Source organism: Parafrankia sp. Ea1.12, from assembly GCF_900465275.1.
Taxonomy (GTDB): Bacteria; Actinomycetota; Actinomycetes; order Frankiales; family Frankiaceae; genus Parafrankia; species Parafrankia soli.
This window is the reverse complement of sequence record NZ_UBIZ01000255.1, coordinates 53291-65653: the sequence shown is the minus strand read 5'-3', so window position 1 is coordinate 65653 and position 12363 is coordinate 53291. Positions and strand designations below refer to the sequence as shown.

Below are 12363 nucleotides of genomic sequence, written 5' to 3'. Positions count from 1 at the left end.
GGATAGCTGTGGTGCGGTGACCGTCCTGGGTCACTGTGGTGCTGTGCGCATCTCACCGGTCACGGAGACGGCAGGCGGATCGTCCGCCGCCGTCCGCCGCCGGCGCACACGGCGCCGGCCTCACCTGGCGAGCCGTCAACGGACGCACCTGTTCACGCGCCTGCGGACTCGCCTCCGGACCCTGCCGATCGTGCTCGCGGCGCTGCTCGTGGCCGCCGGGTGTGTCTCGTGCGTGTCCTGGAACGACTCGTCCGATGCCACGGACTCGCACGGTTCGGGTGCCTCGTGCCCGCCCGTGCCGGGGGTCACGGCGGACGAGGTCCGGCTCGGCCTGCTGTTCCCGAACACCGGCAACGCGGCGTCGCTGTTCGACCCGTTCCGGGCCGGGGTCGACGCCCGGCTCGGGGTGGCGAACGCGGCCGGTGGCGTCCAGGGGCGGAGCATCGAGTACTCGTGGCGCGACGACGAATCGCAGCCCAGCGTCAACGAGACCGCGGCCCGCATGCTCGTCGACCAGCACCAGGTGTTCGGGATCGTCGAGTCCACCACGGCCGCGTCCGGCTCGGCGGAGTTCCTGCACAGCCGCGGCATCCCGGTCACCGGAACGTCGCTGGAGGCGTCCTGGACCACCTTCGACAACATGTTCAGCTACTCGAACATGATCGCGGACGGTGCCTCGGTGTCGACCTGGGGTGACTTCGTCGCCGAGCGCGGGGGGACGACGGCGCTGATCGCCGCGTCGAGCTTCTCGGCCGCCTCGGGCGCCTTCGGCGAGGAGCTGGTCGCCAGCCTGGAGGCAGCCGGGGTGCGGGTCGTCGGCACCCTCGACGCGACCGGGCCGATCGACTTCGCCGACGTCGGCGCGCAGGTGCGTGACAGCGGTGTCGACACGCTCGTCGGGGCGGTCACGGGGGCCGCGTTCGGCCAGGTCGTGCTGGGCGCCCGGGGGGCCGGGGCCAGCCTGCGGGTGATCCTCTCGCCGTCCGGGTACGACCAGAGCCTGCTGGACGTCTTCGGCCGGGTGCTGAGCGGCGTCTACATCTTCGTCGACTACCAGCCGTTCGAACTCGACACGCCGGGCCACCGCGCCTTCCTCGACGCGATGACGCGGTACGCCCCGTACCTGCAGCCGCCGAACAGGCAGGCCGCGCTCTCCGGCTGGATCTCGACCGACATGTTCCTGCGCGGGCTGGCCGAGGCCGGCCGGTGCCCGAGCCGGGAGCGCTTCATCGAGGAGCTGCGCGCCGTCCGCGACTACGCCGCCGACGGGCTGCTGCCGGCGCCCATCGACTTCACGGACTCCTTCGGTCAGCTCGGCCGGTGCTACACCTTCCTTCAGGTGGCTCCCGACGCGAGCCGCTTCGACGTGCTCCGGCCGGCACCGCGCTGCGGCCGGCTCGAGCACTGACCCGCGGCCCGGCCGGCGGCGCCGGCATCAACATCCCGACAATCGGCCTTCTGGCGACCGGCCGTTGTGAAAGAGCCCGTCTGACGAGTAAGCAAGGGGCGCGTGACGGGCCACCCTGGGACCTTCGACCCAGGACCAATGTCCTAATGTGACGGGACCACGCCTGTCCGTCATTGCCCATGCGCGGTCAGCGGTGGAAAGATCCTCCTGTCGCCCGGGGACCCCCCGACCCCGGGCGACGTTTTGCCCCCATACGCGACGCCCCCATCCACGCCCACGCCGCAGCCCCGCCGCGCCAGCGGCCAGCGGCCAGCGCCGACCGGTCAGCCGTGGGCGGGCCGTGGCTCGGCACGAAGGAGGAAACGTGCAGAGCCCCGGCGACACCGGTGGCGCCGCCGCCCCCCGTTTCCTCCGCGTGGGCGCGTACGCGGTCTGCGTCCGGGACGACCACCTCCTGCTCGCGCGTTTCAGCCCCGGTGACCCGGCGGGGGCCCGGTGGACGCTGCCGGGCGGTGGCCTGGACCACGGCGAGCACCCCGAGCAGGGCGCCATTCGCGAGGTCCGCGAGGAGACCGGGCACGACGTGGAGCTCACCGGCCTGCTCGGCATCGACTCGATCCATTACCTGCAGCGGGACGGCACCGACTTCCACGGCCTGCGGGTGCTGTACTCGGCGCGGGTCGTCGGCGGCACGCTGCGCCACGAGATCGGCGGCTCCACCGACCTGGCCGCCTGGATCCCCCTGGCCGACGTGCCGGCGCTCGACCGGATCGGGCTCGTCGACATCGCCCTCGACCTCGCCCGCGGCGCCGGCCGGATTCCCGCCGCGCCCGGTGGCGGGGCCGGCCTCGGAGACGGGCGGCTGGCCCGGGTGGTGGGCGGCTGATCTCGGTGACGGAAGCTCGCCGACGCGATTCTCGGTAGACGCGATTCGTGGTAAGAGTCTCCAGTGGGCATCGTGTCGCCGGGCTTCCAGGGCAGACCGCGATCCGCCGGGTCCGACCTGCCTCCAGGGCAGTACCTCACCGAGGACTTCCCGGTCCTCTCCGCCGGCCCCACCCCGCGGGTCCCGCTGGAGACCTGGGAGTTCACGATCACGACCGAGGTCGGCGTCGAGCACCGCTGGGACTGGCCGGCCTTCCGTGCGCTGCCCGGCGAGTCGCCGACGGTGGACATCCACTGTGTGACCCAGTGGTCGAAGCTCGGCACCCGCTGGGAGGGGGTCAGCCTCGACGTCCTGCTCGGTGACGTCGACACCACAGCCGAGTACGCGCTGGTGCACTCCTACGGCGGCTACACCACCAACCTGCCCCTCACCGACCTTCTCGACGGCCAGGCCTGGGTGGTGCACGGCTACGACGGGGCCGCCCTGGAGCCCGAACACGGGGGCCCGGCCCGGCTGCTCGTCCCGCACCTGTACTTCTGGAAGTCGGCCAAATGGGTGCGCGGCATCCGCCTCCTCGAACGGGACGAGCGGGGTTTCTGGGAAGACGGCGGCTATCACGACCGGGGTGATCCGTGGCTGGAGCAGCGCTACCAGGGCGACTGAGGGAGCGTCTGGCCTGGCGGGTCGCACGCCTGGCCGAGGTCCGCGACGAGACGCCGACCGCGCGCACCCTCGTCCTCGACGTCCCCGGCTGGCCCGGGCATCTGTCGGGCCAGCGGGTGGATGTCCGCCTCACCGCCGCCGACGGCTACAGCACCCGCCGCAGCTACTCGCTCGCGGCACCGGCGGCGGGTGACCGGGTCGAGCTGACGGTCCAGCGGGTGCCGGGCGGTGAGGTCTCCCCGTATCTGACGGAGATCTTCTCGGTCGGCGACCCGGTGGAGATCCGCGGGCCGATCGGCGGCTGGTTCGTCTGGCGTCCCGCCGACCCCGAGCCGGTGCTGCTGGTCGCCGGCGGGTCGGGCATCGTCCCGCTGATGGCGATGGTGCGCGCCCGGCGGTCCGCCGCCAGCCGGGTGCCGTTCCGCCTGATCTGCTCGGTGCGCTCCCCGGCCGACCTCTACTACGCGGACGAGCTGCGCGAGGCCGCGCGCGCCGACCCCGGGCTGGACGTCACCCGCTGCTACACCCGGGTCGTCCCGGATCACTGGACGTCGCCGCCGCGCCGGCTGCGCCCCGCCGACCTGGCCGAGGCCGGCTGGCCGCCCGACTTCACGCCGACCTGCTACGTCTGCGGCCCGACCGGCTTCGTCGAGGCCGTCGCGGACGCGCTGGTCGAGATCGGCCACGAGCCCGAACGAATCCGCACCGAGCGCTTCGGCCCGAGCGGCTCGAGCCACCCCGCCGGCACCGTCTGATCCCTGGACGGCTGCCTGGCCCCGGGCTGCCTGGCCCCGGGTGGTCAGTGAGCGGGGCCGGGGAGCCAGTCCGCGGCGAAGGGGAAGAGATACCTGTCCGCGATGACGGTCAGCAGCCGGCGGGTCGAGCCGGGCGCCTTCGCCGCACCCACCGGAACACCCGGCCCCACCTGCTCGTACGCCCGCCGCGCGACGGACTCCAACATCCGCGGGACGTCGTCGCGTGTCAGCCGCAGCCCGGTGGCCTCGCGCAGCCGGCTCACCGCGAGCAGGCCGAGCGTCCGCTCCGCGTGATCGGGGAAGACGCCGGCCAGGAAGACGGCGCCGTCGCCGAGCCGTCGCCAGACCGCCGGGCGCTGCGCGGCGGGGACGGCGTCGAGCAGCGCCGCCAGCCGGGGGAGGTCGAGCTCGTCCCAGCGCTGGCGCCGCCAGCCCCGGTCGGTGCGCCGCCACACCTCGCCGCCGGTGAGGCGGGAGTAGGAGGCCAGCAGCTCGGCGAGGTAGAGCTGATGGGCGGGCACGGAGGCGAACGCCGCCAGCTCGGGCGCGTCGAAGACGGGCACCCGGGAGCGCGGCCCGGCGCGCTCGGCGACATAGGTGGAACCGACGAGGCCACGCGCCGTGCGGTGTACCGCGGCGGCGAAGACCAGGAACGGCGAGATGAAGGTGAACCTGTCCGGTTCGTCGCGGCCGGCCGTACCCGCGGTGAGGAGCAGCCCGTCCGCCACCGCGGGCCGGTCGAGCAGGTCGAGGATGAGGGTGGGCTCGCGGCGCAGCGCCCCGACCTGATCCGCCCGGCCGCCGGTGAGCGCCAGCAGGTCCTGGTCCGTCAGGTGTTCCCCGTATCGCCGGGCGACGACCTCACGTTCGTCCACCGCCTCATTGTCTCTCCCGGCGGCCTGTCGCGTTCACGTCCGTCGCATGTCCGCTCCGCTCGGTAGACAGGTGGTGTGGAACCGGACCTGCCGACATCACTGCCCGCCAAGCTGTACCTCCTCGCCTACAACCTCGAGAAGGACCGGATGTACCCGAACCGGCGCCTCGGCCAGGCGCTGCGGGCCGCGGCCCTCACCGAGCTGTGGGCGGGCGGCTGGCTCGCCGACGATCACGGCCTGGCCCGGCTGACCGACGGGCCGACCCCCGACGGTGGGCCAGCTGGCGGCCCGTCCGGCCGGGCGGCGCCGACGCCGCGCGGCGGGGTGGGGCGGGCCGACCCGGTGGTCGCGGCGGTGCACCGGCAGATCACCGCCGCGGCCGAGCCGCGTACCTGGGCGGCCTGGATCGACCTCGGCCACCGGGCGGCCGTGGTCGAGACCCGTGACGACCTCGAGGCGGCCCGGTGGGTGCGGGTCGCCCGTGGGCAGGTCCTCGCCGTGATCCCGACAACCGCCGTCGCGCTGCTCGAGCGGCCCAGGGTCCGGGAGCTCAACCGGGCGGCCGGGCGGGTCCTTCGGGGGGAGGTCAGGCCCGAGGACGCCGCGCCGGACCTCGTCGCGCTGGTGGCCCTCGCCGCCGCCGGGCAGGTGATCACTCTGGTGAGCGCGGGCCAGCGCAGGGCGTTCCCCGACCGGCTGGCGGATCTCGTCGCGCGGACCGGCCCCGCCGCCGCCGCGCTCGCGGGCCGCCGTCGCGCCGCTGTGGGCTAGCGCGACGCAGTCGGCCTGGCGCGATGCGCGCGCGTCGGTGGCCACAAGTCCCCCAAGGTGTGAGACAGCGCGCCCGGGTTGGGCGTGACCAGCTATTTCCTGGTGAGATGAGCTGCGACGGCCGCCGTCGGCACGGACGGTCCCGGGGCGGGCGGAACAACGAGGAGTGCGACATGTCCGTCCTGCAGTGCGGGTCCGGCGAGGTACCGGGGGAGCACTACCTGCCCTCGTCGCCCAAGACGGTCACCTGGGGCCGGCTGCCCAGCGCGGCGACCGACCCGGTGCTCGAAGTGGCGGCGGGCGCCACCGTCACCATCGACACCGTCTCGCACGAGGGCCTCATGGAGGACCAGGGCCGCGACCCGGTCGCCTTCTGGGCGGAGCACGCCGTCGCGGCGGATTCGGTCCTCCTCGACGCGATCGACATCGCCCGGGACGTCTCCCACTACCGCGGGCTCGACGGCCCGCACGTGGTCACCGGTCCGGTGCGGGTCGACGGCGCGCGCCCCGGCGACATCCTCAAGGTCGAGTTCCTCGAGCTGCGCCCGCGGGTGCCCTACGGGCTCGTCTCCAGCCGGCACGGCCGGGGCGCGCTGCCCGGCGAGCTTCCCGTCGGCCCCGACGGCGTGCTCGCCGACCGTTACAGCCAGTTCTGCGAGGTGGACGTCGCCGCCGGGCGAGCCGTGATGCGTTACGGCGAGGGCCGGCAGATCAGCTTCCCGGTCGCGCCGTTCATGGGTCTCACCGGCCTCACCCCGGCCGGGGAAAAGGCCCTCAACACGACCCCGCCCGGGGCATTCGGCGGGAACCTCGACGTGCGCGACCTCGTCGCCGGGTCGACGCTCTACCTGCCGGTCCAGATCCCGGGCGCGGGCTTCTACACCGGTGATCCGCATTTCGCCCAGGGGCACGGCGAGGTGTCGCTGACCGCCCTGGAGGCCTCGCTGCGCACGACCGTCCGGCTCACCCCGCTTCCGGCCGCCGCGGCGCTGCCCTTCGGCGCGGGTTCCGGCGGCCCCTTCGGCGAGACCCCGGAGCACTGGATCGCCATCGGCCTGCACAACGACCTCGACGAGGCCATGCGGCTGGCCGTCCGCGAGGCGCTGCGGGTGCTGCGCCAGGTCCGGGATGTCCCGGTGATGGTCGCGTACAGCTACCTGTCGGCCGCCGCCGACTTCGTGGTCAGCCAGGTCGTCGACGACGTGAAGGGCGTGCACTGCCTGATCCGCAAGCGCGACTTCCCGGCCTGGTAGCCGCGGCGCGGTCGTAGCGGCTGAAATTCAGGTCGGCCCGGCGGGCCGACCGGCGGCATTTCAGACCCGGAGGCGGTCGGCCAGCAGGCCGCGGTGGTGTACCGGGTCACCGAAGAGCAGCTCGGACGTCTTCGCGCGCTTGAAGTACAGGTGCGCGGAGTGCTCCCAGGTGAATCCGATCCCGCCGTGGATCTGGATGTTGTCCGCCGCGGCCGAGAAGTACGCCTCCCCGACGTACGCCTTTGCCATGGAGGCGGCGCGGGCCAGCCGGTCGCTGTCCCCGGCGGCGGCGACCTGGGCCGCGTGATAGGCGACCGACTTCGAGCCCTCGACCGCGACCAGCATGTCGGCGCACCTGTGCTTCACGGCCTGGAACGACCCGATCGGACGGCCGAACTGCAGGCGGTCCTTCGCGTGCCGCACGGCCTGCTCGAGGACGGTCCGGGCGCCGCCGGCGCTCTCGTTCGCCAGCGCGACGCAGGCGAGCCGGAGCACCTGGTCGATCACCGGGCCGGCGTCGCCCTCGGCGCCGATCAACCGGGCCGGGGTGTCACTGAACGTGAGATCGGCCTGTTTGCGGGTCAGGTCCATCACTGGCAACCGGGACCGGGTCAGACCCGCCGCGTCACCGGGGACGGCGAACAGGGAGAGCCCGCCCTCGGCCCACGCCGTGACGAGGATGAGATCGGCCAGCGCCCCGTCCAGGACGAAATGCCGGGTGCCGCGCAACGTGTACCCGCTGGCAGCCCGGGCCGCGAGCAGCCCGTGGTGCCCGCCTTCGGCGCCGGTTCCACCCTGCGGCCCGAGCCCACCGGAACCGGCGGGTTCCGGACGGCCCGTGGGGCCGGCGAACGCCAGTGTCCCGATGGTCGTCCCGCTGACGAGCCCGGGGAGCAGCTCCTTGCGGGCCAGGGCGTCGTCCACCGCGAGCAGCGCGCCGGTGGCGAGCACGGCGGAGGCGAGGAAGGGCGCGCACAGCAGCCGTGCGCCCATTTCCTCCAGCACGATGCCGAGCTCCACGTACCCGAAGCCGGCGCCGCCGTACTCCTCGGGGACGTGTAGCCCCTGCAGCCCGAGCTGGGTGGCCATCTGCCGCCAGATGGCCGGGTCGTACCCGTCGTCGGACTCCATCAGGCGGCGCACCTCCGACTCGGGGGAGGCGTGCTCGAGGAACGACCGCACCGTGCGGCGCAGCTCTTCCTGCTCGTCGGAGAACACCAGACTCACGGAGCTCCTCTCGGCGACGGGCGGTCAGCGCGGTATGTCACGCCAGGACACATCCTTGTCGACGCGGATGTCGCCGGGCAGGCCGAGCACCCGTTCGCCGAGTATGTTGCGCAGGATCTCCGACGTCCCGCCTTCGATCGTGTTGGCGCGTGATCGCAGGAAGGCGGCCGCGGTGTCCCGGGGACCCCCGCCGCCGAGGGGCAGGCCCGGGCGGGTCATCCGGTAGTCCGGGATGAGGGTGCCCGCCGGGCCCATCAGGTCCACCAGGTACGCCGCCGCGCGGCGGCTGTGCTCGGCGCCGGCCAGCTTGAGCACCGAGCCCTCGGGCCCGGGCCGGCCGCGGTTGCCGCCCGCCGCCGCGCGCGCCGCGGTCAGGGCGTTGACGTTCGCCTCGATCCACAGCCGGATCGCCTGGTCGCGGCGCACCGGGTTCCCGTCGCCGCGGTCGGCGGCCTCCTGGTAGGCGGCGAGGAGCGCCGCGCCCGGATCGACGCCGCCGCTCAGCCCCCCGCCGAGGGAGACCCGCTCGTTCATCAGCGTGGTGGTGGCGACCCGCCATCCCGCGCCGACCGGGCCGAGGCGCTGGGTGTCGGGGATGCGGGCCGCGGTGAAGAAGACCTCGTTGAACTCGGCCTCACCGGTCAGCTGCCGCAGCGGGCGCACCTCCACCCCGGGCGCGGTCAGATCCACCACGAACGCGGTCAGCCCGGCGTGCTTGGGCACGTCCGGATCGGTGCGGGCGATCAGCAGGCCCCGGCGGGCGATATGCGCATAGGAGGTCCACACCTTCTGCCCGTCCACGATCCACTCGTCGCCGTCGCGGCGGGCCCGGGTGGCGAGGCCGGCGACGTCCGAGCCGGCGCCGGGCTCGCTGAACAGCTGGCTCCAGACCTCGGTGCCGGCGAAGAGCGGGCGCAGATAGGCCCCGCGCTGCTCGGGTGTGCCGTGGGTGAGCAGCGTCGGCCCGGTCATGCCGATGCCGATCGGGTTGTACCGGAACGGCGCCGGCGCACCCGCGGCGGCGAGCCGCTGTTCGATCAGCGGCTGCAGCGCCGGGTCGGCGCCGAGGCCGCCGTCGCCCGGCCCGGCCCAGACCCAGGCGAGCCCGGCGTCGAACCGCGCGCCGAGGAACTCGTGCGGGTCCGTCGCGGCCGGCGGATGGCTCCGCAGCAGGTCGTCGACGAGGGTGGTCAGCCCCGCGGCGGTGACGGTTCGGGACATCTCACGCTCCTCTCGCCAGCCGGAACGTAACCGACACCGCCCGGTGCGGCAATGGGATGTCATCCGGCCGCTGAGCGGCACATCAGGCACAGCGGTGCGCGCGGCGACACGCGGCGGTCGTCCTCTCCATTTCTGTGACTACTCTGTGTAATCGTTGGTCTCGTCCGGGTTTCTAACACTCGCAATAATCGCCTTGGCGGCTCTGGCGCCGGCGATACCCGCGAGCGCGCAGGTGACGGCGGTCAATCCAGTCCTTACGGTGTCTCCCGGCAATCTGAACGCCGACCCCGGCCACGGCTGTCTCGTGCTCGCCGAAGGTGACAGCGGGCTGTTTTCGAACGAGACCGAGGGCCCGGTGGCCATCGGTGGAAACGTCCAGTTCCAGAACTGTCGCGTCGGGCTGAACAATCCCGGCACCTACACGCTGCCGGGTGACGGCGCACCTGCACGCGCTGGGGCTGCCCGTCCTCGGTGTCGACCTGTCGCCGCGCATGGTCGACGTGGCGCGGCGCAACCACCCCCACACCTGCGCTTCTCCGTGGGCACGATGACCGCGCTCGACCTGGCGGACGCCGCGGTCGCCGGCGTCGTGGCCTACTACTCGACGATCCACATCCCGACGACCAGTTGCCCGGGGTGTTCGCGGAGTTCCGGCGGGTCCTCGCACCGGGCGGCCACCTGCTGCTGGCCTTCCAGGTCGGTGACGAGCCCATGCGCCTGACCGAGGCGTTCGGTCAGGCGATCTCGCTGGACTTCCACCGCCGGCGGCCCGAGCGGGTCGCCGGCCTGCTGGCGGTGGCGGATCTGCCGGTCCGCGCGGTTCCTGCGCGAGCCGGTGGATGACGGGTCGGAACGGACGCCGCAGGCCTTCCTCATCGCGCGCCGGCCCGCGCCGGGTCAGCCGGCGTAGTCTGCGCGGTTCTGCCGGGCTGCCGGGGGAAGCTGGTCATCCGGCGCCGAAGGCCAGTGCCGGGGCGACGGCCCGAGCTTGCGCAGCTGCTCCACCTGGAGCCGGCACCAGGGTGAGATCGCGAGGGCACCGCTCATCACGTCGTCGACGAACTTCGACCACGGGAGCCAGAACGCCTCGGCCACCTCGTCCGGATTGATTCGGAACGGCCCCGACGCCCGGGTGAAAAAGACCGGGCAGATCTCGTTCTCCACCATTCCGTCGTCCATGACGCAGCGGTAGCGGAACGCCGGCAGGGCCAGGTCTATTCGCTGGACCTGCAGACCCAGCTCCTCCTGGAGCCGCCTCGAGATGGCTTCCCGGAAATCCTCCCCGGGGGCCGGGTGGCCGCAGCAGGTGTTGGTCAGCACGCCGGGCCAGGTCGGCTTCTCCAACGCGCGGCGCGTAACGAGGATCCGGTCCATGTCATCGAAGACGTACGAGGAGAATGCCAGGTGCAGGGGGGTTTGCGGTCCGTGGACGGTAGCCTTCGGGGTGGTGCCTGTGATGTCACCGGACGGGCTGAGTAGTATGACGAGCTCCGGCGCCTTTACTGCCGCCCCGCCCGACCTGTGTGAATCACGTGGACGAGAAATCATGTCCTGGGGCCCAGGATGATTCGCGGTAGCCATGCACGCATTTTATCCAGGCCGTGCTGTGGAGCCGCGTGACATTCCGCACCGAGGCCGTCCGAGGGGTGGCGGCAAATAGGCTTCCTCCTTCGCCTCGGACGCCGAAGGTCGATGTTTCCACCCACGGGAACCGCGGATGTGTCCGATGTGTCCGGTCGCGCGGCGGACCGTGTCAGGTGCTGCGCGGAGAGTCAGCGAAGGTATCGCGCTGAGTGCAGGAAGGTGGCACTGCGTGGCCTGGGCTCGGTGGGGGAGGCGCGCGCCGTGTGAGCGTCAGATTCCCGACACGGGCCCGTGGCCAGCCGGTCGCCAGCCGATCGCTGGCACCTGCCGGTGACCTGGCACCTGCCGGCGGCCCGGCCCCGACCGGCTTTCCACCGCCGGTGCCCGCGTGTCCGGGAGGCGGGGCGAATTAGCGCGATGTTCCGGTTCCCGTCGTCGGCGGTCCTCCAACGTTCACCGATCTGTGGGTGGTCCGGTCGCATTCGGCTCGCTATCGTTCGCCAGTGCGCCCGGCGATGCGCCGGGAAAGCAGCACGAACTTCTGGAGGAGTAATGGTGGACAGGCGCCTGTTTCTGCGGTCCGCATTTGTCGGCGTGGGTGTCGCGACTCTTTCCGGCGTCGTTCTGGAGGCCGCCTCGGCGGTTCCGGCGCAGCCCGGGGCCAGCCCGTACGGATCCCTTCTGGCGGCCGATGCGAACGGAGTGGCGCTGCCGACCGGATTCACCAGCAGAATTGTCGCCCGTTCCGGGCAGACAGTGTCCGGAACGAGCTATGTCTGGCATGCCGCGCCGGACGGCGGCGCCTGCTACCCGAACGGCTCGGGCTGGATGTACGTCTCGAACTCGGAGGTGAGCGGCAGCGGCGGGGCGTCCGTGCTGCGCTTCGACTCGGCGGGCACCGTCACCTCCGCGCAGCGGCTGCTCTCCGGCACGAGCTCCAACTGCGCCGGCGGCGCCACCCCGTGGGGGAGCTGGCTGTCCTGCGAGGAGACGTCCACCGGCCGGGTCTGGGAGACCTACCCGGCCACCGGCGCCGCGGCCGTCGCCCGGCCCGCGATGGGCCGGTTCACCCACGAGGCCGCCGCCTGCGACCCGGTCCGCCAGGTGATCTACCTGACCGAGGACCGGACGGACGGCTGCTTCTACCGCTTCCGGCCAACGACCTGGGGCAACCTGGCGACGGGAACCCTCGAGGTCCTGTGCGCGTCGGCGTCGGCCACCTCGGGCACCGCCACCTGGCAGACCGTCCCCGACCCGGACGGCTCGCCGACCTCGACCCGCACCCAGGTCTCCGCGGCGAAGCACTTCAACGGCGGCGAGGGCGTCTACTACGCGAACGACACGGTCTGGTGGACCACCAAGGGCGACAACCGGGTCTGGAAGCTGAACTGCGCCACCAACGCCTTCGAGCTCGCCTACGACGACTCCCTGGTGAGCGGGACCGCGCCGCTGACCGGCGTCGACAACATCACCGGCTCCAGCTACGGCGACCTCTACGTCGCCGAGGACGGCGGCAACCTCGAGATCTGCGTCATCACGCCGGCCGCGGTCGTGGCGCCGATCCTGCGCCTGACCGGGCACAACTCGTCGGAGATCACCGGGCCGGCGTTCTCCCCGGACGGCTCCCGGCTGTACTTCTCCTCCCAGCGGGGCACCACCGGATCGTCCTCCGGCGGCATCACCTTCGAGGTCCGCGGCCCCTTCCGCACCTGACCCGGCT

At 72.9% G+C, this 12363-nt stretch carries 11 protein-coding genes and 1 pseudogene; 8 read left to right on the top strand and 4 right to left on the bottom strand.

Annotated features, from left to right (window positions below; translation table 11 throughout):
- Nucleotides 1–43: 43 nt before the first annotated feature.
- The 4 genes from FMEAI12_RS11290 (at nt 44) to FMEAI12_RS11275 (ending at nt 3712) form a co-directional block, all read left to right on the top strand.
- The gene (locus FMEAI12_RS11290; protein WP_112105972.1) at nt 44–1408 is read left to right on the top strand and encodes an ABC transporter substrate-binding protein; all 1365 of its coding nucleotides are present in this window, start codon (nt 44–46) and stop codon (nt 1406–1408) included.
- 364 nt (nt 1409–1772) lie between these two features.
- Nucleotides 1773–2294, top strand: a complete 522-nt coding sequence (locus FMEAI12_RS11285) for an NUDIX hydrolase (protein WP_112105971.1) — start codon at nt 1773–1775, stop codon at nt 2292–2294.
- A gap of 63 nt (nt 2295–2357) precedes the next feature.
- The gene (locus tag FMEAI12_RS11280) at nt 2358–2957 is read left to right on the top strand and encodes a sulfite oxidase-like oxidoreductase (RefSeq protein WP_112105970.1); all 600 of its coding nucleotides are present in this window, start codon (nt 2358–2360) and stop codon (nt 2955–2957) included.
- Nucleotides 2927–3712, top strand: coding sequence for an FAD-binding oxidoreductase (locus FMEAI12_RS11275; RefSeq protein WP_112105969.1), 786 nt, complete (start codon nt 2927–2929; stop codon nt 3710–3712). Before FMEAI12_RS11280 ends, FMEAI12_RS11275 begins: the two co-directional genes overlap by 31 nt.
- A 44-nt stretch (nt 3713–3756) precedes the next feature.
- Here the strand turns inward: FMEAI12_RS11275 and FMEAI12_RS11270 are convergent, their stop codons facing one another.
- Nucleotides 3757–4587, bottom strand: a complete 831-nt coding sequence (locus FMEAI12_RS11270; RefSeq protein WP_112105968.1) for a hypothetical protein — start codon at nt 4585–4587, stop codon at nt 3757–3759.
- A 75-nt stretch (nt 4588–4662) separates the two neighbouring features.
- On the opposite strand from FMEAI12_RS11270, the gene FMEAI12_RS11265 reads away from it, so the two are divergent.
- Entirely contained in the window at nt 4663–5358 is a 696-nt protein-coding gene (locus FMEAI12_RS11265) for a GPP34 family phosphoprotein (protein ID WP_112105967.1), read from the top strand.
- A 173-nt stretch (nt 5359–5531) separates the two neighbouring features.
- Nucleotides 5532–6611 (top strand): acetamidase/formamidase family protein, encoded by a 1080-nt coding sequence (locus FMEAI12_RS11260; RefSeq protein WP_041254855.1) that lies wholly within the window; start codon nt 5532–5534, stop codon nt 6609–6611.
- 60 nt (nt 6612–6671) lie between these two features.
- Here the strand turns inward: FMEAI12_RS11260 and FMEAI12_RS11255 are convergent, their stop codons facing one another.
- On the bottom strand, nt 6672–7838 hold the full coding sequence (locus FMEAI12_RS11255; RefSeq protein ID WP_071061152.1) for an acyl-CoA dehydrogenase family protein: 1167 nt from the start codon (nt 7836–7838) through the stop codon (nt 6672–6674).
- A gap of 24 nt (nt 7839–7862) precedes the next feature.
- The gene (locus FMEAI12_RS11250; RefSeq protein WP_112105966.1) at nt 7863–9059 is read right to left on the bottom strand and encodes an acyl-CoA dehydrogenase family protein; all 1197 of its coding nucleotides are present in this window, start codon (nt 9057–9059) and stop codon (nt 7863–7865) included.
- Nucleotides 9060–9487: 428 nt separating this feature from the next.
- Between FMEAI12_RS11250 and FMEAI12_RS39840 the strand changes: the two are divergent.
- Nucleotides 9488–9969, top strand: a pseudogene (locus FMEAI12_RS39840) (class I SAM-dependent methyltransferase); the annotation flags it as partial.
- Here the strand turns inward: FMEAI12_RS39840 and idi are convergent.
- Complete coding sequence (gene idi / locus FMEAI12_RS11240; RefSeq protein WP_198541219.1) at nt 9957–10640, bottom strand: isopentenyl-diphosphate Delta-isomerase; 684 nt, start codon at nt 10638–10640, stop codon at nt 9957–9959. The pseudogene FMEAI12_RS39840 and the gene idi sit on opposite strands and share 13 nt — an antisense overlap.
- A 555-nt stretch (nt 10641–11195) precedes the next feature.
- On the opposite strand from idi, the gene FMEAI12_RS11235 reads away from it, so the two are divergent.
- Complete coding sequence (locus tag FMEAI12_RS11235) at nt 11196–12356, top strand: alkaline phosphatase PhoX (protein ID WP_200835251.1); 1161 nt, start codon at nt 11196–11198, stop codon at nt 12354–12356.
- The last annotated feature ends 7 nt before the right edge of the window (nt 12357–12363 follow it).